This is a genomic window from Flavobacterium psychrotrophum (genome assembly GCF_003403075.1).
In the GTDB taxonomy this organism is placed as follows: Bacteria; Bacteroidota; Bacteroidia; order Flavobacteriales; family Flavobacteriaceae; genus Flavobacterium; species Flavobacterium psychrotrophum.
Genome location: NZ_CP031557.1, coordinates 3,234,205 through 3,253,445, shown reverse-complemented (window position 1 = coordinate 3,253,445; position 19,241 = coordinate 3,234,205). Strand labels below are relative to the sequence as shown.

Here is a 19,241-nt window from a genome sequence, read left to right as displayed (position 1 = left end):
AGTGTACATCGCTGCCTTTTTTTATATAGATGCAAAAAACTTTTTTACATAAGCCAAAATACCATATCTACAGTTTAGTAGGGTTTATACTATATGTGGTATGTACCCTTACTATAGATAAGATATACTATAATGTATCGATGATACATGATGCAGATAAAATAGACCTTGCCATAAAATACTACCTTTTAGAAGGGCTTATTTGCGGTACGCTTGCCTACCTGCTTTCTATACCGCTTATGTGGGCCATAGAACATAATTCTGATTTTAGTCATTTCCGTAAAACTATGGGTTGGCGTGTGCTGTTTGCATTTGTAGGTGTACAGGTGGCTTATACACTGGCATTATGGCCCATACTCAGCTGGGTGTATATGAGCATGAGGGGTAAACCGATACACGTTACTGCGGTAATGAAGGTTACCAACATGCCTTATTTTGCCGCAATGTACCTTATATGGATCTTTGTAATTATTACCATAAAGCTGGTGGCTTATCTAAACGAGGTAAAAATTAGCCGCCTGCAACTGGAGAGCAGCCTTAAGGAGTCGCAGCTCAATACACTTAAAGGGCAGATAAACCCGCACTTTATGTTTAACAGCCTTAATAACATACGCGGTCTGATACTGGAAGATACCACCCGTGCCCGCGATATGATAACCCGCCTTAGCGAAATGCTGCGCTACAGCCTTACTAAAAACGGCGTTACCACCATATCTCTTAAAGAAGAATTACAAACAGTAGATAATTACATCGAAATAAGCAAAATACAATTTGAAGAACGCCTGCAGTTTTCTCCTCAGGTAAATCCTGAAGCTCTAAGCATCGCCATACCACCCATGATTATTCAGATGCTGGTGGAGAATGCGGTAAAGCACGGGATAGGGAAGCTTACGCACGGTGGAGAAATTCTACTTGTTGTAGATGTTAAAGAAGATAAGCTTTATATAGAAGTGCGAAATTCAGGAACGCTTTCGATGGAAGAAGGTTCTACCCGTCTGGGTCTTGAAAATATCAAAAAGCGGCTTTTCATTATCTTTGGAGACAAGGCTACCTTTACGCTACGTGAAAAAGATAATTTTGTAGAAGCCTGCATTACAATACCAATGGCATGAGCAGTATAAAAACCATAATAGTAGAAGATTCGCGGCTGGCGCGCAACGAACTTAAGGAGCTTATTAAGCAGCACCAGGATATTGAGGTAATAGCCGAAGCTGAAAACGTTGATGAAGCGTACCGCAAGATAAACGAATTGCAGCCACAGCTTATTTTCCTGGATATTAATATGCCGGGCAAGGATGGTTTTGAACTTTTAGAAATGCTTGATGATGTGCCTTTAGTCGTGTTTACTACGGCTTTTGATGAGTATGCCATAAAATCTTTTGAATACAATGCCCTTGATTACCTGCTGAAACCCATTAACGAAAAGCGCTTTGCCGATGCGGTAGATAAAGTAAAGCAAAAGCTTGAGGCTACTGTTGCTAAAGCAAATGCGAATAACGGGCTGTTAAATGAAAACGGCCAGATTTTTATAAAGGAGGGAGAAAAGTGCTGGCTTGTAAAAGTAGGCGAAATTCAGCTGTGTGAAATTGTGGGTAACTATACCCGTGTGTACTTTAACGGTAACAGGCCGTTAATATATAAATCGCTGAACCAGGTAGAGGAGCGCCTGCCACAGCAGCTGTTTTTCAGGGCAAACCGCCAGCAAATAATCAACCTGCAATACATAAAAACGGTAGATAATGGCTTTAGCGGTAAGCTTATCGCTACGTTAACTACGGGTGCTGAGGTAGAAATATCGCGCAGGCAATCAGCATTGTTTAAGGATATGCTGAGTCTTTAAATTTAGTCGAAAGCTTCTTAAGGCAAGATTTTGTAAAGCCTGGTATTCAGTGTCTGTAAATGAGATATATTATCCTGAGCGCAGCGGATTCGAAGAATCTTGATTTAGTCTTTGAACCATTTTTGTAGTCTTTCTTTTGCCTTGTCGCTTGAAAAAATATTCTGTGCATCACTTTGTGCAATACCTTCTTTAATCTTTTCTACAAGTTTTTCGGTATACGGATTATGGGTTATATCACTCATTGTTCTTCTTCCTGAAATTCCCTTTATTACCTTCTCCTGACTGCCCGCCATTGCCTTTGTTATCACGGTTAAATGGTCTTTTGCTGCCATTACTACTTGTACGGTTTTGTTTATTGCCATTGCTAAGCGGCTTATTTTCGCGTGGCTTGTAAGCAGGCTTTTGGGTAGTATCCCTTTGTTGTGCAGGTTTAGGCAAACTGGCTTCTTCAGTCTTGCTGCTTGGCTCTATAAGGGTATTCAGTTCTGTAATCTCTGCCGGGGTTAGGTCGCGGTAACGTCCCACAGGTACATCAAGCGATATGTTGATAATGCGGATGCGTTTAAGGGCTGTTACCTCATAGTCCAGGTACTCGCACATGCGGCGTATCTGGCGGTTTAGCCCCTGGGTAAGCACAATCCTAAATACGTATTTGCTTACCTGCTCTACCTTGCATTTACGGGTTATGGTATCCAGTATTGGTACACCATTGCCCATACGCTGTATAAAACGATCGGTAATGGGTTTGCTTACGGTAACAATATATTCTTTTTCGTGGTTGTTGCGTGCGCGGAGTATCTTGTTTACAATATCGCCATCGTCGGTCATAAAAATTAATCCCTCACTGGCTTTATCCAGCCTGCCTATCGGGAATATGCGTTTAGGGTAGTTAATGTATTCTACAATATTGTCCCGCACGTCAGGATTGGTTGTGCACTCAATGCCTACCGGTTTATGAAAGGCCAGGTATACATTAGTACCGCGCTTTTCGGTAATCAGTTTGCCATCAATGCGTATTTCGTCAGCAGGGCTTACCTTAGTGCCCATTTCCGGCACTGCGCCGTTTAGTGTTACACGACCTTCTTCTATAAGCTTGTCTGCCTCGCGGCGTGAGCAATACCCGGTTTCTGATATAAATTTATTGAGGCGTTTAAGTTCCGTTTCCATACTGCAAAAGTAAAATATTTTATTGAGAGCAGGTAGCAGTTGCTTAATCTTATTATATTTACCGCGTTAACGCCATTAACTATTTTTTGCTTTACCACATGAAGAAAACTACCCTTCTGGCTGTGCTGCTTTTTGCGCCGCTTACATTTTTTGCACAAAACCGAAAAGGAAACCTGCACCTACAACCCAATAGCCAACATGAGTTATATGTTGCCTTTAATAGCAGTGATATGCCTAAGGGTTATGATGGCCTTGTTAAAACGTATGGCATAGCTGCCGAGCCCGGCATAGACATCAGTGCTGAAAAGCTGGATGCTATGGAAGCCCTTGCGCTTAAAAATACGGGTAATGGCGCATCGGTCAACAGGCTGCGTAATATTTACAAATTATCGATTACTGATCCAACTAATGAAAGGCTGCTTAGCCTGGGGCGTGAGCTGGAAAAACTGGACGGAGTAGCTTACTGCTCTCTTGCGTCGTTAACTCCTGTAAAGCCACCTTTAGACATAGAGCCGGTAACGCCGCTGTATGAAAACCAACAAACTTATATAGGTACTGCCGGAGTTAAGATGGACTATGCCTGGAACCTTGGCCTTAACGGGCAGGGTATTAATATAAGGGATGTAGAATACGGATTTAATCCTAACCATGAAGACCTGAACGAAGTAAGTGTAGGATTTGCACAGGGTATGGTCGTTTCTAATGATGCTTCTACAAATTACACAGAACATGGTACAGCCGTACTGGGTGTGCTTGTAGGAGATAAAGGGAACTATGGTATATCAGGTATGGCATATGGTGCTAATGAGGCAGTGTTGTTCCCGGAATGGACAACGGTCTCTTATAATCGAACCCGTGCTATCTCAAGAAGTATAGCTGCATCGGCTCCCGGCGATGTAATTTTATTTGAGCTACAGGTAGGGGGCACTGAAACCGATCCTGAATATCCTGATAATTATGTGGCAGGAGAGTATGATAATGTAGTGTGGGACCTTACCCGCGCTGCTACCGATACAGGTATTATTATTGTAGCTGCTGCCGGTAACGGAGGGCAAAACCTTGATGCCCCTGATTATGCTGAGTATATGGACAGGGGGAATAGTGGTGCCATTATGGTAGGTGCAGGAAATAGTACCGGTACCCGTCGCAGGCTAAACTTTAGTACTTATGGCGCGCGCGTAGATGTGCAGGGCTGGGGTCAGGGTGTGCTTACATCGGGTTATGGCGATTATGTTACAATAGATAATGATTTTAACCAGCAATATACCATGTTTAGTGGTACAAGTTCTGCTACGCCTATCGTGGCATCGTGTGTTGTAGTGCTGCAATCGTACTACCACAGCCTTACCGACACCTATTTTAGCCCTGCTGAAATGCGCGACCTACTTATTAGTACGGGCCAGGCGCAGGGATCTGCATCTACAGGGCATATAGGGCCATTGCCAAATATGCAGGCTGCGATCGTAGCCATACAAAACCTGCTTGGGGTATCGGGCAATACTAAGGCTTTGTTTACAGCATATCCTAACCCGGTACAAGATAAGCTTACGCTAAACGCTGAAGTAGTTTCGGCTAAACTTACGGCTGAGGTATACACCACAATGGGGCAAAAAGTATATAGCAGTACCTTAAACGGAATGTCTCAAATAGATTTTAGCGCTTTTGCTGCCGGTGTGTATATCGTGAAAGTTACCGATGGCGATAAAGTTACTACCCGAAGAATTGTAAAGAATTAAGAATTTTCAATCATAATACGGCTATCACTATTTAAAGTGTTGTGCTTAAATATAAAAGGATTAAGAACTTAGGTTTTTAATCCTTTTTTTTCTTTTAAAGAAGAGGTAAGTAGTGGGAATAATTTATTGTCATAATAACTCTGAGATTTCTCCACTTCGCTGCGCCTGCCTCTGCCGGCAGGCAAGCTGCGGTCGAAATGGAACACAAAGATTTTCCATTTCGACGAAGGGAAAGTCTCTAATATGCAAAATATGACATTTTTTTATTCCTATTACTTACTATGCTATTTCTTCATTAGAAACAACCTGTTTTTCATTAAACAGATAATCGTAAATGCGGTTATACAGCCCGTCGTCGTGCAGGCGGTGCCCCATGCCGTTTGTAATTAAAAACGTAGCGTTAGGATAAGCATCTGCTATGCGCTTGCCTTCTTTAAAGGCTACGGTTTCATCGGCACGGTCGTGTACCAGTAATCCGGGAATGTCAATTTTTTTGGCAAATGCCGCACCCGAAAAATCCTTCAGGTCCATACCATAGCATTCTATACAAAAGGCGTTCAGCTTGTTAAATACGCGATTGCTTAGCCCTAAAAGTTTGCGGTAATTTTGCAGGATGGAGTTAAACTCGCTGGGAGCGCCCAGTACAACCATTTTCTCAATAAACGGGTTAGGGTAGTGCGCCTGGAAGTAAAGTGCCGTAGCGCCGCCCAGGCTATGCCCTATAAGGTATTGTGGCTGGTATTTATTAACCAGCACATTTACAAATTCGGCATAATGCGGAATTGTAAACTCATCTCCGGATGAGAGCCCGTGCGCAGGAGCATCAAGCGCAATAATGGTACAGCCCGATTTTTTAAGGTAGCTTATAAGCAGTTTCCAGCGGCTGGCATTGCTTTCCCAACCGTGTACCAATAAAACTTTTGTTTCGTTGCCCGGCCATACATAGGCCTCAAATACAGCATTGTTGTAGGTTATGGTTTCCTGTTGTGCCTCGCGGAGTATAATAGGGAGCCTGTCTTTTTTTAACCGTCCGCGCAGGGGCTTGCTAAAATACATATAGGCAATTCTGTTGGCAGCCGTGGGTGCCAGGTAACTAAGAATATTTATGTACAGGCCTATAAGCTTTGCGGCCAGGTTTGTTAAAAAATATGGCATGGCGTGTAAAAGAAAAAGCCTCCGCGGGCGGAGGCTTTACTGTAATTATATTTTAGCAAATAATTGCTCCATTTTCTCTCTCTCTTCATCAGCAAGTGCGCTGTCTACAAGTATACGGCCACTGTGCTCGTCAGTAAGTATTTTTTTGCGGGCTGCAATTTCCATTTGCGTTTGTGGCGGAATGGTAAAGAATGAACCTGCCGAAGCACCTCTTTCTATAGATACTACTGCAAGGCCATTACGCACGCTGCTACGTATCCTGTCATAAGCGGCAAGAAGCCTGTCTTCGATCTGGCTACGGTACTCGCCTGACTTTTCTTTCAGGAAGTTTTCTTCTTTTTCAGTCTCAGCCATAATAGCGTCAAGCTCTGATTTTTTGTGCCCAAGGTGGTTAGACTTAGCATCCAGTTTTTCCTGGCTTTGTCCTAAAGTTTCCTTTTTGTGCTCTATAGAAGCCTTCATTTCTTTAATGTGCTTTTCTGCAAGCTGTATTTCAAGCTCCTGAAATTCTACTTCTTTAGTAAGAGAGTTGAACTCACGGTTATTGCGCACATTTTTTTGCTGCTCAGTGTATTTTTTTATGGCTACCTTGTGGTCGTCAATAGCATTTTTCTTTTCTTTGATCTGCTCCTCAATGCTTTCAAGGTCATTTTTTAGTTTTTCAAGCCTTGTGCTTAGCCCTGCCACTTCATCTTCCAGGTCTTCTACTTCCAGTGGAAGTTCGCCCCTTACATTCGTGATCTCGTCAATGCGTGAGTCGATCAACTGTAAATCATAAAGTGCCCTTAACTTTTCTTCAACACTTAGTTCCTTGATATTCGCCATATGTATAAGTACTTAAACTTGATTTGTTATTCTCCTGATAAAATGAATGCAAAATTATGCATTTTTTTTGGACTGTAAAGAAGATTTTTTTATTTTATCCTCCCGTGCCCAAAACTAAACATATTTTACAGGATTAGTGTCGATGCCAGAAACCCTGATTGCAATGTCTTTTATATTTTCAGACAAGTACTTTGCTATATAATCAGCAGTATAACGCTCACTCTCATAGTGGCCTACGTCTGCTAATAATAGCTTGCCCTCGGCTTCATAAAACTGGTGGTATTTAAGGTCGGCCGTAAGGTAGGCGTCAGCTCCCGCTGCTATTGCATTTTTAATAGCAAAGCTGCCTGAGCCACCCAGCAGGGCAACTTTTTTAATCGGCTTTCCGGTAAAAGCGCTGTGGCGTATGCCTCCAGCTTTTATCTTTTGCTTTGCAAATTCAAGAAATGTATGTTCATCAAGAGGTTCTGCCAGTTCGCCTATAATTCCAAGACCTATATTCTGGTGGCGGTTTTGAAGGGTGTAAATTTCATAGGCAACTTCCTCATACACATGGTTTGCAAAAAGTGCTTTCAGTATTTTGGCTTCAAGGTGTTTTTCAAAAGTAACCTCAATTTTTATTTCATTGGCCTCAGTAAATTCGCCACGCTGGCCCACTTCGGGGTTGCTAAATTCATTACCCTGGTAAGTGCCCAGCCCGGTGCTGTTAAAACTACAATTTTGATAATTGCCTATGCTGCCTGCCCCTGCGTTAAACAGGGCATTGCGCAATTGTATGTGATTTTCGGCAATGGTATACGTTACAAGCTTACGAATAAAGCCTTCTTTAGGTACCAGTATCTTAGTATTGATAAGCCCAAGTGCATCTGCAAATATTTTGTTCACACCCTGGCTATGGTTGTCTAATGCGGTATGTACGGCATAAATGGCAATGTCGTTTTTTATGGCTTTAATAACGGCACGCTCTACATAGTTTTTGCCGGTTATCTTTTTTAACCCGCTAAACAATATCGGGTGAAAGCACACAACAAGGTTGCAGCTTGCTGCTATGGCCTCGTCTATAACCTGCTCAAGTGCATCATGGCACACCAGTATACCGGTAGCATCTGTAGCTGCGCTGCCGGTAAGCAGGCCCACGTTATCAAAGTCTTCGGCATACCCCAGTGGAGCCATTATCTCAAGTATATCTAAAATCTCCGCTATTTTCATATATGGTTTCTTCTTTCCCAAAGGTACAAAAACAAAAAACTGCCCATAAGGGCAGTTCTGTATTTTTTATTTATCAGTTATTTACTGGCAGGTAGTAACAACATTTAGCGCAGCAATGTAGTTTGCATAAGGCATCCCTTTGTCTATATTATCTACAAAAGCATTTCCATTTGTACCCTGGCAAACTGTTTGTGCCGGAAATTGTGTGCCTGTAGTTACATCATTAAATGCAAGGCAGGTAACACAGTTTTCGTTTCCGGTGCCACCACCACCGCCTTCACCTTCACCTTCACCTGGTTCAGGGTTAGTAACTTCGCCGTAGGCATTGTCGCAAAATAATTCAAAATAACGCTCCGGCGCTATTCCTGTAGACCTTCCGTTAACATATACTACTTCCTGTTGTGCTGTACTGTCACCTACCGTGGCAGATTCCAGTGCTACACATATCTCATAATCCTCAGGAACAAAGTCAGGAGCAACGCCCGATACTTCGCAGGTTGTACAACCTGTGTAAGCTATCTTTGGCAGGCTTTCTTCATCAGAACATGCTGCCAGAGTAAAAAGGCTTACTATAGCCAGGGAAAATAATATCTTTTTCATTTTGTAGTGCACGTTAATTTTGTGAACAGCAAAAAAAGAAAAAACGCGGTTTATATCCAAATCTTTCCGTTAAAACTTTGTTATTTTTATCGTTTTAGTATATGTGCCTGATAAATATCGTGCCGAAATGTATATTCTGTTTGCACAGCGGTTAAAAAAATATTGCTTTATAAAAAAAGTGTTACTTTTTTGTAAAATCCCAAAACCGCTAAGTGCAATTATACAAGCTCATAAAAATATTACCTGCAAGAATATCCTGTTTCCTGTGCCAGGTCAATATAATCGCTGTATGCTGTATTAGAGTTTGTGCCATTTACATAAGCCATGCCATCTACATTACACACTTCTTCGCTATCAGTAATGCCTCCGGAGTTAAACCTGCAGGTTACACAGTTTTCGTTGCTGCTATCGTCTTTTTCGCAGGCTACAAAGGTAATGGTGCCCATTATCGCAATGCACAGGATAAGTCTTTTCATTTTGGTGTAATTTTAAATTGGTTTGTATTGTTACAAAACAATTGCAAAATACCCATAAAACCAAATTTTTTTGATGGCATGGCAACGTTTAAAAACTTTATCTTTGTGTAGCAGCAGAGAACGCTGCCTTAAAACCACATGAAAACACTCAGGCTGTTATTACTCCCTTTTTCGCTGCTGTATGGCCTGGTTACCGGTATTCGTAATTTATTATACAATAGTGGTGGGTTTAAATCAGTAACTTTTAATGTGCCTGTAATAGCTGTAGGTAACCTGAGTACGGGTGGTACCGGTAAAACCCCACAGACCGAATACCTTATACGCCTGCTGTCGCAACAGTATAATGTTGCGGTACTAAGCCGTGGCTACGGACGCAAAACCCATGGCTATATTCTTGCCGATGCTGCCGCAACTGCACAAATCATTGGCGACGAGCCTTACCAGTTTTTTTCAAAATTAAAAAATATCAGGGTAGCGGTAGATGCTAACCGTGTAAATGGTATTACAAACCTGCTCTCGCTTACGCCAAAACCGCAGCTTATTATATTAGACGATGCCTACCAACACCGCCGTGTAAAGGCTGGATTTTATATACTGCTCACGGCCTATGGCGATTTGTATGCAGACGATTTTATTCTCCCTGCCGGAAACCTGCGGGAAGGCCGCGCCGGTGCAAAAAGAGCCGGTGTGATTGTAGTTACTAAATGCCCGCCTGATATATCTGTTGCTGAACAGCAAAAAATTATTGCTAAACTGAAGCCTGCTGCAACGCAATGTGTATATTTTACGAGCATTGCTTATGATGCCGCGGTTTATAATGAAAGCACCCGGATTAGTGTAGCCGAACTTGCCGCACAGCCTAAAGTGCTGGTGGCAGGCATTGCAAAGCCAAAGCCGTTTTTTGATTATTTAAGATCAGATGGTGATGTGCTTAAAGAATATCCTGACCACCATGATTTTACCGATAGTGAAATCAGTGAGTTAGAAAGATTATCCCAAAACCAATATATTGTTGCTACCGAGAAAGATTATGTACGCCTTAAAGGGCGACTGCCGCAAAACAGGCTCTATTACCTGCCTATTAAAAGCCGGTTTATAAACGATGGCGACGATTTTAATAAAACCATTTTAGATTATGTGGAACAAAGTACAGGAAACCGTTAAATACATTCAGGAAACTACAAAGTTTACGCCACGCTACGGCGTTATATTAGGCTCTGGCCTTGGGGGCTTTGCAGATGATATTGAGATACTGCATTCTATACCGTATTCAGATTTGCCAAACTTTCCTACATCTACCGTAGAGGGGCATGAAGGCAGGCTGATATTTGGTAAAATAGGGCAAAACAACGTGGTAGCCATGCAGGGGCGTTTTCATTATTATGAAGGCTACACCATGCAGGAGGTTACCTTTCCGGTAAGGGTAATGAAATACCTTGGTGTAGAAAAGCTTATTGTAAGCAATGCATCGGGCGGGGTAAACCCTTTTTATAAAGTGGGCGATGTGGTGCTTATATACGACCATATTAATATGATGCCGGAACATCCGCTGCGCGGGCATAACGACGAACGCTTTGGACCACGCTTTGTAAATATGAGCGAGCCGTACAGCCGTAATATGATAAGCAAAGCAAAAGAAATTGCCGTTAGCCTTAGCATTGATGTTAAAGATGGTATTTACCTGGGCTTACAGGGGCCAACGTTTGAAACTCTGTCTGAATACCGAATGGTTAAGATACTGGGTGCCGATTGTGTGGGCATGAGCACGGTGCCGGAGGTTATTGTAGCACGCCATATGAACATAGAATGTTTCGGCATATCTGTAATTACCGATATGGGAGATACCCAGGAAGGCGTAGGAAATGTAAGCCACGACGAGGTGCTACAGGCCGCTAAAGCCGCTGAACCAAAAGTGCGTACACTTATAAAAGAGCTTATAGTAAAGTATTAAAGTTGATTTTGCCATAAGGAGCAGAGCATTTACGCAGTAGTCATAAAACTATGTTCTAACATACAGCTTTGTGAACTTCCACTGAAAGTGGTTTACGTTGTGATCTTTGTGAAAAGCTTTGTGGTCTTTGTGGTAAAAAAATCTTATAAAGTTGTCAGTCTTTATTGTATTTCTCTGCCATAAATCTGGCTATCGAATCTAGTTCTTTGCTGTTGTAATATTCAAGGCAGGCTTTCATTATAAACTTCTTATTTTCAAAATCGGGATATTCTTCAGGCTTTATTGAGTTTGCCACTTTTGTGGCTAAACTGTCAATTTTTTCTTGAATTGATGAATGAGCAATCCCATCATATCCGCCTAATAAATCTTCTTTTCCAATCTTTTCAAAAATTTCTTTGTCCTGATAGCTTTTTTCTAAAGCATCACAAAAAACCTGTATTTTAAAAAAATGTGCAAACCCTTCTCTTTGATTATATAAAAGCTGCTTCTCAGGAGATAAACGCTCCGGTGTTTTTTTACTGGTAGAGCATCCAATAACACATATTAAAACAAATCCGAATATTTTTTTCATAATATTGATGAAATTTTAGACTTACCGTGTGCTCAAAAGTATATTTTCATGCGTCTTTTGGTCTTAAATAAATGTTAAATAATTGACTTTCAGGGTCGACTTGTGATAAAATCTCCAACTTTATTAATTCCTCCTCTACCGCTTTTATATACCCAAATTATACCGCATTCCTAAAAATACTCTCCTGCCTTGTAGCGAAGCATAATTATAAGCTGTATCAAACGTATAACCGTTGGGGTTGCTAACAGGGTTGTCTGCATCTTTATTAAACGGGTCAAACGGGCGCATTAGCGAATAACGTGGTACAAAGTCAAAGATATTTTTAAAGCCGCAATAAATTTCCAGTCCATAATCCATCTTCTTGGTAAACTGAATGTTTGCGGTACAATACCAGGGCGAATATTCAGGCCTGTAATCATTAGGCTGTATGGGCAGGCGCATGGGCCCATACCAGTTACCGGTAACATCTACACTGTAATTGTTAGGCAGGCTATAGGTAGCTATAAAATTACCACTCCATTTAGGTGCATGCAGCTGCTGTATGCGCTGGCTTTCGCCCAATGTGTTTTCTATCCTGAACACATCAATATATGATATACCTGCCATAAGCTTTAGCGGAAAATTAAACTGCAGGTCAGTATTTACAGAAATGCCCTGAGATATGGCGTGACCGTTAAGATTGGCATAAATAATTTTTGTAGGGTCGGTGTCAAAATCACCCACTATCTTATTGGTAAAATATGAATAGAAAGCTGTTACGTCCAGGTTAAGGATAAAAGGCTTTGCCGGAAATTTCCACACATAGTTAAGGTTACCGTTATATGAGCGTTCCGGTTTCAGGCTTTCGGTTATTACCACCTGTCGCGCGCCGGTAAGGGCGGCATGGTCTTCGGTAAATAAATTTACGACCCTGAATCCTGTACCGAAGCTTGCCCTGAACGTATTTTGCACATCCGGCGAAAATTTATAAGCCACCCGTGGCGAATGCACCCCACCGTGGTTTCTATCATAATCAAAGCGGTAGCCGCCCAGTAGTTTGTGCTTATCGTTTAGCGTCCATTCATCCTGTACAAAAATGCCGGGTAGTGGGGTGTTCTGAGGGCGATTTTCAGTACCGTCTGCACTGGCCGTTGCAGGCGTGTTGTCATCATAACGGGTATAGCGCAGTGCAGCACCAAGCAGGAATGTGTGGTTCTCGCCAAATTGCTTATCCCAGTAGGTTTGCAAAAAGCCTACCTGTTGTGTAGCCATATAAGGTGTGGTGCCGTACCAGGAATTCTGGTTGTGCCAGTTGTAAGAAAATTGTGTAAATATCTTTTCGGTAAAAGGCAGCTGGTAAAGGCCAATAAGCTCAGCACGTTTTGTGTAAATGCTTTCGCCATAAATACTGTCGCTACCACGAAACTGCTTTGTCCATTGCATTTCGCCACCCCAGCGGTCTTCATACACGTATCGGGCTGCAATGCTGGCCAGACGGTTTTCTTTCCGTTCAAAACTCCATTTGTTGAATATTGAGATGCGGTTTTGCTGGGTAACATCGGTAAAGTTGTCGTTGTTTTTATCGGCCTTTACGTTATAGTTAAAGTAATTGATCCCTAAAAGCGAACTGGCCTTGCCTGCGTTAATCTTTACTGCGGCATCGGCACTAAGTTCTCCCCAGCTCGTAAAAAAGTAATCGGCGCTTACTGTTGGTGCTTTAGATGGCGATTTGGTAATTACATTAATTAGCCCACCCATAGCCTCACTACCATATAGTGATGATGCCGGGCCCTTAACAACCTCTATACGCTCTACAATACTATTAGGTATGCCGCTTAATCCGTATACCGTACTCAGGGCGCTTACTATGGGCATGCCGTCTATAAGTATCATGGTATAGGGGCCTTCCATACCATTAATATGGATGTCGCCGGTATTACAAACGTTACAATTAAGTTGTGGCATTACACCATTAATCATCCCCACGGCTTCAAACAGGCTGGCGGTAGGATTTTTCCTGAAAAGTTTTGGTGTTATTATTTCTACCGGAATGGGGCTGTCGGATCGGCTTACCTCTTTCATCGTTCCTGTAATTACTACTTCTTCTAATGCCTTATCGTCTTCTTTTAATGTTGTAATAACAGTAAGCTCTTTGCCGGGTGTAACGCTAAGTTGCTTTGTAACCGTTTTAAAACCGATGTAGCTTATGGTCAGGGTGTGGTTACCTGCCGGTACATCTTCTAATAAATATGCACCATCACCATCGGTTGCGGTTATGTAGTTAGGTATTTCAAGAGAAACTGTAGCTCCGGCGACGGGTTGATAGCCATCTGTTACTATGCCTTTAATATTGCTTTGCCCATATGATATGCAGGCAACAAAAATTGTGAGTATAAAATATAATTGTTTCATCTAAACTTAAAATTTATACTGCAAAAATATAAATTTAGTTTAGACTAAAAATTAATTTAATGAATTTTAATAAAAAAATAAAGCCTCCTGAAATCAGAAAGCTTTGTGATTGTGTATTAGAAAAGTGACTATTCTAAAGTGCTGTAAGTTTTTTAAGGTCGGCAACTGTTGCAACAGGATCTGCTGCCCTAAAAATATAATTACCGGCTACAAGAACATCTGCACCGGCTTCTACAAGCTGTACGGCATTCTTGTCGCTCACGCCGCCGTCTATTTCTATAAGGGTAGACGCGCCATTGCGGGTAATGATCTCTTTAAGCTGCTTTATCTTATCATATGTGCGCTCTATAAAACTCTGTCCGCCAAAACCGGGGTTTACACTCATAATGCAAACCAGGTCAATATCATTAATAATGTCTTCAAGAAGGCTAACATTTGTATGTGGGTTTAGTGCTACACCAGCTTTCATACCTTCGGCTTTTATGGCTTGTAGTGTGCGGTGCAGGTGAGTGCAGGCTTCAAAATGTACGGTAAGGTTGTTGGCGCCAAGCTGGGCAAACGTCTTTATGTATGGGTCTGGGTTTACAATCATCAGGTGCACATCGATGGTTTTATTTGCATGGCGCGCTATGGCCTCCAACACCGGCATCCCAAAAGAAATATTTGGTACAAAAACACCATCCATAATGTCTACGTGAAACCAGTCGGCCTCACTGCTGTTTATCATTTCTACGTCGCGTTGCAGGTTTGCAAAGTCTGCCGAAAGTACCGATGGTGCAATTAATGTATTTTTCATTTGTGGTGTGCTGTTGTTTTTTGATGTAAAGATAAGATTTCAGAAGGCGTGTACAAGTTCTAGGTGTCCATTATAAATGAAGTGATTTTTTATGGTGTTGGTTAATAGTGGTGTTAGCTCTAAAACTTGGTGTGACTTTGTGTATGCTTTGCGAAACTTAGCGCAATATTTCACAAAGTCACACTAAGTAGTCACAAAGTCAAGCAAAGATAAAGTCATAAAATTTACCCTTGCCAATTAAACCTTTACCACTAATTACAGTCTACCATATTAATGATGTATTAAATTCGTCATTTTTAAATGCTAAAATGTAAATTAGCAACACTGTTTATTTTAGATTTGCTAAATATTACTTTTCCTAAATCGATATAATGAAAATAAAGCATATAGTTTATGCCATCCTGATACTTGGGGTAGGTGCGCTTGTGTACTACAGGATAGTCGAAAACAAGAAAGCCAAAGCAGAAAACTCTGGCGGTGGCAGCGGTAAAAAGGGGCCTATGGCTGTAAATGGCATTGTAGTAAGCCCTGAAGATTTTAGTAATACCCTGGCGCTCTCCGGCTCTATAGAGGCTAATGAACAGGTGCAGATCACAACCGAGGTTGCCGGTATTGCAGAGAAGATATCATTTCAGGAAGGTGCAAAAGTTACGCAGGGGCAGGTATTGGTAAAAATAAACGACATTGAACTGCGCGCGCAGGCAAACCAGTACCAGACACGACAGAACCTTGCCGCCGAAAACGAACGCAGGGCAAAACTATTGCTGAAAAAAGAAGCCATTAGCCAGGAAGAGTATGATATAGCCAGCGCCGACTTTAAAACTGCACAGGCACAAACCCAGCTTATCAACGCGCAAATAGCAAAAACATCTATCCGTGCGCCGTTTAGCGGAACCATAGGCTTACGTAATATATCTCCGGGTACCTACGTAACCCCACAAACACTTATTACTACCCTGGTAAACAGCGTTAAGGTAAAGATTACCTTTAACGTTCCCGAAAAATATGCTTCGCAAATGAAGCTGAATACTAAAGTTAGTTTCAGCGTGCCCGGAAGTGGTAAAAAATATGCTGCAACCGTATATGCACTGGAACCTGCTGTTGAGGTGTCTACACGCACATTACGCATCAGGGCACTTGCCGATAATACAGATGGCGCTTTAATTCCCGGTACTTTTGCCGACGTTATTTTGCCGCTTGATAAAACTGCCAATGCCTTTATGGTACCTACCGAAGCTATAGTGCCGGTGCAGGGTGGTAAAAAACTTTATGTATCTAAAAATGGTAAGGCTGCTGAGGTAATGGTAACCACCGGTACCCGTACCGATGCCGATATTGTGGTGCTGGAAGGCCTGAAGCCCGGCGATACCGTAATTACCACAGGCGTGCTTACCCTTAAAGCAGATGCGCCTGTTAAGGTAAAAGTAACTCCTAAAACCAAGTAGCATGAGCCTTAGTACACTCAGTATAAAACGGCCCGTGCTTACCATAGTAATGAATGTGGCCATCATCATCTTCGGGTTTATTGGCTACACATTTCTTGGTGTGCGTGAGTTTCCGAGTATCGACCCGGCGCAAATATCTGTACGTACCAGTTATACGGGGGCCAATGCCGATATTATTGAATCGCAAATTACAGAACCGTTAGAAAAGGCCATCAACTCTATTGATGGTATCCGTAACATATCCTCAAGCAGTAACCAGGGGTCAAGTAACATAACTATAGAGTTTGAACTTGAAAAAAACCTGGAGGAAGCTGCTAACGACGTGCGCGATAAGGTATCTCAGGCTGTGCGCAGCCTTCCGCAGGATATTGATGCGCCGCCGGTAGTAAGCAAGGCTGATGCCGATAGTGAACCTATTATTACCATGACCGTGCAAAGTGCTACCCGCGACCCGCTGGAACTTAGCGACTATGCCGAGAATGTTATTGCAGAGCGCCTGCAAACCATACCCGGTGTAAGCAGCGTGCAGATATGGGGGCAGAAGCGTTATGCCATGCGCCTGTGGGTAGACCCTGTAAAACTTACGTCGTATGGTGTTACCGTTAGCGATGTGCGTAGTGCATTGGCTGCCCAAAACGTAGAGCTGCCTACGGGTAAGCTAACCGGTGCCAATACAGAACTTACGGTTAAGACACTGGGCAATTTGGCGAAAGCCGAACAATTTGACAACATTATCATAAAATCGGAAGGGGAGAAGATCGTAAAATTCAGCGATGTGGGCCGTGCCGAACTGGGGCCGGAAAACCTGGAAACAAAAATGACCAACAATGGGCAGCAACTTGTGGGGCTTGCCATCATTCCGCAGCCGGGTACAAATTACATTGACATTGCCGATGCGTTTTACAAACAATACGACCAGCTTAAGAAAGAGCTTCCGGGCGACCTTACACTAAATATTGCGCTTGATAATACGGTGTTCATTAAAAAATCAGTACTCGAAGTTGCCGAAACACTGGCAATATCTATTATACTGGTAACGCTTATTATTTACCTTTTCTTTAGGGACTGGGCCATAGCACTACGTCCGCTACTTGATATTCCTGTTTCGCTTATCGCTACGTTTTTTATCATGTACATTTTTGGTTTTTCGATCAATGTACTTACGCTGCTCGCCATTGTACTGGCAACCGGCCTTGTGGTAGATGATGGTATCGTGGTAACCGAGAATATCTTTAAAAAGGTAGAAGAGGGCATGACCCCTATAGAGGCAGCTTTAAAAGGCGCGAACGAAATTTTCTTTGCGGTAATTTCCATCTCTGTTACGCTTGCGGCAGTATTTCTTCCGGTAATTTTTCTTGAAGGATTTGTGGGCAGGCTCTTCCGCGAATTTGGGGTCGTAATCGCCGCGGCAGTGCTGGTTTCGGCATTTGTTTCGCTTACGCTTACCCCAATGCTTAACGCTTATCTGATTAAGGGAGTACACAAAAAATCAAAATTCTATGACCTTACAGAGCCTTATTTCGAGAAAATGAATAAAGGCTATGCTGCCATGCTTACAGATTATATGAAGCGAAAATGGCTAAGCTTCCCCATTCTTGCTATTTGTATAGGTCTTATTGCACTGTTTTTTAGTACGCTGCAAAAAGAAACTGCACCGTATGATGATCGTAGCTATGTAGGGATGAGCATTACAGGCCCCGAAGGTGCATCGTATGATTATATGGACCGCTTTATGAAGGAGATGGAAAAGCTGATAAAAGATTCGATTCCGGAGACGGCGACAAGCCTGGTTATTACATCTCCCGGTTTTGGGTCATCATCAGTAAACAGCGGGCGCATCAGGATTTCGTTAAAAAATAGCGAAGATCGTACCCGAAGCCAGAAAGAAATAGCCCAGGATCTGGGTAAATGGACCAAGCGCTATGCCGAAGCCCGTGTGGCAGTGCAGGAACAGCCTACCATTGCCGTAAACCGCAGGGGAGGCTTCCCTATACAGTATATAATCCAGGCACCTAACTTTGAAAAACTCCGCGAAAAAATTCCTGAGTTCATGGATGCTGTAAATGCAGACCCTACTTTTTCTGCAACAGATGTCAACCTTAAATTCAATAAGCCTGAAATAAACGTAACCATAAACCGTGAAAAGGCACAGAGCCTTGGCGTTTCGCTTATGGATGTGGCGCAAACACTGCAATTATCGTTAAGCGGACAGCGTTTTGGCTACTTCATGATGAACGGTAAGCAGTACCAGGTAATAGGCCAGTTTGAAGATACTGACCGTGAAACACCTCTCGACCTTACTTCTATTTATGTAAAAAGCAATACCGGGCAACTTATCCAGCTCGATAACCTTGTGACGGTAGATGAGGAGAGTAGCCCACCACAGCTGTACCACAACAACCGTTATATGAGTGCTACCGTTTCGGCAGGGCTTGCTCCCGGCATGAGTATAAGCGATGGCATAGCGGCCATGGATCGTGCTAAAGTAAAAGTACTTGATGATACCTTTACAACCGACCTTGGTGGTGAATCGCGCGACTTTGTAGAGAGTAGCTCTAATACGCTGTTTGCATTTGGGCTTGCGTTATTACTTATCTATCTTATCCTGGCAGGTCAGTTTGAGAGTTTTATAGATCCGTTTATCATTATACTTACCGTGCCTATGGCAGTTGCCGGGGCGTTGTTTTCGCTATGGCTTTTTGGGCAAACCTGGAATATCTTTAGCCAGATAGGTACCATTATGCTTATTGGGCTTGTAACTAAAAACGGTATATTAATTGTAGAATTTGCAAACCAGTTACGCGAAGAAGGTAAAGATAAATATGAGGCCATTATGGAAAGTGCCGAAAGCCGCCTGCGCCCTATATTAATGACCAGTCTTGCCATAGCACTGGGGGCATTGCCTATTGCAATGTCGCTTGGTGCTGCTGCTACCAGCCGTATAGGTATGGGGGTTGTAATTGTGGGGGGAACTGTGTTTTCATTATTACTTACCCTGTTTGTAATACCTGCCATTTATTATATGTGGTCGCGCCCTAAAAAGCACCGTCCTGAATTTGATAACATTAAAGACCTTTAG

Annotated in this window: 17 protein-coding genes; 7 read left to right on the top strand and 10 right to left on the bottom strand. The window is 42.5% G+C overall.

Annotated elements, in window-relative coordinates; genetic code table 11:
* Window positions 1-29: 29 nt before the first annotated feature.
* Window positions 30-1,112 carry a sensor histidine kinase gene (locus DYH63_RS13995; RefSeq protein ID WP_240409002.1) on the top strand — a complete coding sequence of 361 codons (1,083 nt, stop codon included), beginning with the start codon at window positions 30-32 and terminating at the stop codon, window positions 1,110-1,112.
* The gene (locus tag DYH63_RS13990; protein WP_116789390.1) at window positions 1,109-1,840 is read left to right on the top strand and encodes a LytR/AlgR family response regulator transcription factor; all 732 of its coding nucleotides are present in this window, start codon (window positions 1,109-1,111) and stop codon (window positions 1,838-1,840) included. Before DYH63_RS13995 ends, DYH63_RS13990 begins: the two co-directional genes overlap by 4 nt.
* Window positions 1,841-1,944: 104 nt before the next feature.
* Here the strand turns inward: DYH63_RS13990 and DYH63_RS21335 are convergent, their stop codons facing one another.
* Together DYH63_RS21335 and rluF are read right to left on the bottom strand one after the other, a co-directional pair.
* Window positions 1,945-2,082 (bottom strand): hypothetical protein, encoded by a 138-nt coding sequence (locus DYH63_RS21335; protein ID WP_162927033.1) that lies wholly within the window; start codon window positions 2,080-2,082, stop codon window positions 1,945-1,947.
* Window positions 2,075-3,007, bottom strand: a complete 933-nt coding sequence (gene rluF, locus DYH63_RS13985) for a 23S rRNA pseudouridine(2604) synthase RluF (protein WP_116789389.1) — start codon at window positions 3,005-3,007, stop codon at window positions 2,075-2,077. Before rluF ends, DYH63_RS21335 begins: the two co-directional genes overlap by 8 nt.
* A 98-nt stretch (window positions 3,008-3,105) precedes the next feature.
* Here rluF and DYH63_RS13980 point away from each other — a divergent pair, with 98 nt between their 5' ends.
* Window positions 3,106-4,743 (top strand): S8 family peptidase, encoded by a 1,638-nt coding sequence (locus tag DYH63_RS13980; RefSeq protein ID WP_116789388.1) that lies wholly within the window; start codon window positions 3,106-3,108, stop codon window positions 4,741-4,743.
* A gap of 279 nt (window positions 4,744-5,022) precedes the next feature.
* On the opposite strand, the gene DYH63_RS13975 is transcribed toward DYH63_RS13980, so the two are convergent.
* The 5 genes from DYH63_RS13975 to DYH63_RS13955 form a co-directional block, all read right to left on the bottom strand.
* Window positions 5,023-5,898 carry an alpha/beta fold hydrolase gene (locus tag DYH63_RS13975; protein ID WP_116789387.1) on the bottom strand — a complete coding sequence of 292 codons (876 nt, stop codon included), beginning with the start codon at window positions 5,896-5,898 and terminating at the stop codon, window positions 5,023-5,025.
* 45 nt (window positions 5,899-5,943) lie between these two features.
* Window positions 5,944-6,723 (bottom strand): zinc ribbon domain-containing protein, encoded by a 780-nt coding sequence (locus tag DYH63_RS13970; RefSeq protein WP_116789386.1) that lies wholly within the window; start codon window positions 6,721-6,723, stop codon window positions 5,944-5,946.
* Between the two features lie 114 nt (window positions 6,724-6,837).
* Window positions 6,838-7,932 carry a Nif3-like dinuclear metal center hexameric protein gene (locus DYH63_RS13965; RefSeq protein WP_116789385.1) on the bottom strand — a complete coding sequence of 365 codons (1,095 nt, stop codon included), beginning with the start codon at window positions 7,930-7,932 and terminating at the stop codon, window positions 6,838-6,840.
* An 81-nt stretch (window positions 7,933-8,013) separates the two neighbouring features.
* Entirely contained in the window at window positions 8,014-8,532 is a 519-nt protein-coding gene (locus DYH63_RS13960) for a hypothetical protein (RefSeq protein WP_116789384.1), read from the bottom strand.
* A gap of 239 nt (window positions 8,533-8,771) precedes the next feature.
* Entirely contained in the window at window positions 8,772-9,008 is a 237-nt protein-coding gene (locus DYH63_RS13955) for a hypothetical protein (protein WP_116789383.1), read from the bottom strand.
* A 138-nt stretch (window positions 9,009-9,146) separates the two neighbouring features.
* Here DYH63_RS13955 and lpxK point away from each other — a divergent pair, with 138 nt between their 5' ends.
* Both lpxK and DYH63_RS13945 read left to right on the top strand, forming a co-directional pair.
* Entirely contained in the window at window positions 9,147-10,172 is a 1,026-nt protein-coding gene (gene lpxK / locus DYH63_RS13950) for a tetraacyldisaccharide 4'-kinase (RefSeq protein ID WP_116789382.1), read from the top strand.
* Window positions 10,144-10,959: a purine-nucleoside phosphorylase gene (locus tag DYH63_RS13945; protein ID WP_116789381.1), complete on the top strand. Its 816-nt coding sequence runs from the start codon at window positions 10,144-10,146 to the stop codon at window positions 10,957-10,959. The genes lpxK and DYH63_RS13945 overlap by 29 nt, the downstream gene beginning before the upstream one ends.
* A gap of 154 nt (window positions 10,960-11,113) precedes the next feature.
* Here the strand turns inward: DYH63_RS13945 and DYH63_RS13940 are convergent, their stop codons facing one another.
* From DYH63_RS13940 to rpe, 3 genes are all read right to left on the bottom strand, one after another.
* Window positions 11,114-11,530 (bottom strand): hypothetical protein, encoded by a 417-nt coding sequence (locus DYH63_RS13940; protein WP_116789380.1) that lies wholly within the window; start codon window positions 11,528-11,530, stop codon window positions 11,114-11,116.
* Between the two features lie 144 nt (window positions 11,531-11,674).
* Window positions 11,675-13,921 carry a TonB-dependent receptor gene (locus DYH63_RS13935; protein WP_116789379.1) on the bottom strand — a complete coding sequence of 749 codons (2,247 nt, stop codon included), beginning with the start codon at window positions 13,919-13,921 and terminating at the stop codon, window positions 11,675-11,677.
* A 133-nt stretch (window positions 13,922-14,054) separates the two neighbouring features.
* The gene (rpe, locus tag DYH63_RS13930) at window positions 14,055-14,717 is read right to left on the bottom strand and encodes a ribulose-phosphate 3-epimerase (RefSeq protein WP_116789378.1); all 663 of its coding nucleotides are present in this window, start codon (window positions 14,715-14,717) and stop codon (window positions 14,055-14,057) included.
* 371 nt (window positions 14,718-15,088) lie between these two features.
* Here rpe and DYH63_RS13925 point away from each other — a divergent pair, with 371 nt between their 5' ends.
* Window positions 15,089-16,162 carry an efflux RND transporter periplasmic adaptor subunit gene (locus DYH63_RS13925; RefSeq protein WP_116789377.1) on the top strand — a complete coding sequence of 358 codons (1,074 nt, stop codon included), beginning with the start codon at window positions 15,089-15,091 and terminating at the stop codon, window positions 16,160-16,162.
* A 1-nt stretch (window position 16,163) separates the two neighbouring features.
* Entirely contained in the window at window positions 16,164-19,241 is a 3,078-nt protein-coding gene (locus tag DYH63_RS13920) for an efflux RND transporter permease subunit (protein ID WP_116789376.1), read from the top strand.

Excerpts from the sequence above, each read along its gene's own strand:
- DYH63_RS13995 (WP_240409002.1), top strand. The coding sequence starts at position 30 with ATGCAAAAAACTTTTTTACATAAGCCAAAATACCATATCTACAGTTTA.
- DYH63_RS13990 (WP_116789390.1), top strand. The coding sequence starts at position 1,109 with ATGAGCAGTATAAAAACCATAATAGTAGAAGATTCGCGGCTGGCGCGC.
- DYH63_RS21335 (WP_162927033.1), bottom strand. The coding sequence starts at position 2,082 with ATGAGTGATATAACCCATAATCCGTATACCGAAAAACTTGTAGAAAAG.
- rluF (WP_116789389.1), bottom strand. The coding sequence starts at position 3,007 with ATGGAAACGGAACTTAAACGCCTCAATAAATTTATATCAGAAACCGGG.
- DYH63_RS13980 (WP_116789388.1), top strand. The coding sequence starts at position 3,106 with ATGAAGAAAACTACCCTTCTGGCTGTGCTGCTTTTTGCGCCGCTTACA.
- DYH63_RS13975 (WP_116789387.1), bottom strand. The coding sequence starts at position 5,898 with ATGCCATATTTTTTAACAAACCTGGCCGCAAAGCTTATAGGCCTGTAC.
- DYH63_RS13970 (WP_116789386.1), bottom strand. The coding sequence starts at position 6,723 with ATGGCGAATATCAAGGAACTAAGTGTTGAAGAAAAGTTAAGGGCACTT.
- DYH63_RS13965 (WP_116789385.1), bottom strand. The coding sequence starts at position 7,932 with ATGAAAATAGCGGAGATTTTAGATATACTTGAGATAATGGCTCCACTG.
- DYH63_RS13960 (WP_116789384.1), bottom strand. The coding sequence starts at position 8,532 with ATGAAAAAGATATTATTTTCCCTGGCTATAGTAAGCCTTTTTACTCTG.
- DYH63_RS13955 (WP_116789383.1), bottom strand. The coding sequence starts at position 9,008 with ATGAAAAGACTTATCCTGTGCATTGCGATAATGGGCACCATTACCTTT.
- lpxK (WP_116789382.1), top strand. The coding sequence starts at position 9,147 with ATGAAAACACTCAGGCTGTTATTACTCCCTTTTTCGCTGCTGTATGGC.
- DYH63_RS13945 (WP_116789381.1), top strand. The coding sequence starts at position 10,144 with ATGTGGAACAAAGTACAGGAAACCGTTAAATACATTCAGGAAACTACA.
- DYH63_RS13940 (WP_116789380.1), bottom strand. The coding sequence starts at position 11,530 with ATGAAAAAAATATTCGGATTTGTTTTAATATGTGTTATTGGATGCTCT.
- DYH63_RS13935 (WP_116789379.1), bottom strand. The coding sequence starts at position 13,921 with ATGAAACAATTATATTTTATACTCACAATTTTTGTTGCCTGCATATCA.
- rpe (WP_116789378.1), bottom strand. The coding sequence starts at position 14,717 with ATGAAAAATACATTAATTGCACCATCGGTACTTTCGGCAGACTTTGCA.
- DYH63_RS13925 (WP_116789377.1), top strand. The coding sequence starts at position 15,089 with ATGAAAATAAAGCATATAGTTTATGCCATCCTGATACTTGGGGTAGGT.
- DYH63_RS13920 (WP_116789376.1), top strand. The coding sequence starts at position 16,164 with ATGAGCCTTAGTACACTCAGTATAAAACGGCCCGTGCTTACCATAGTA.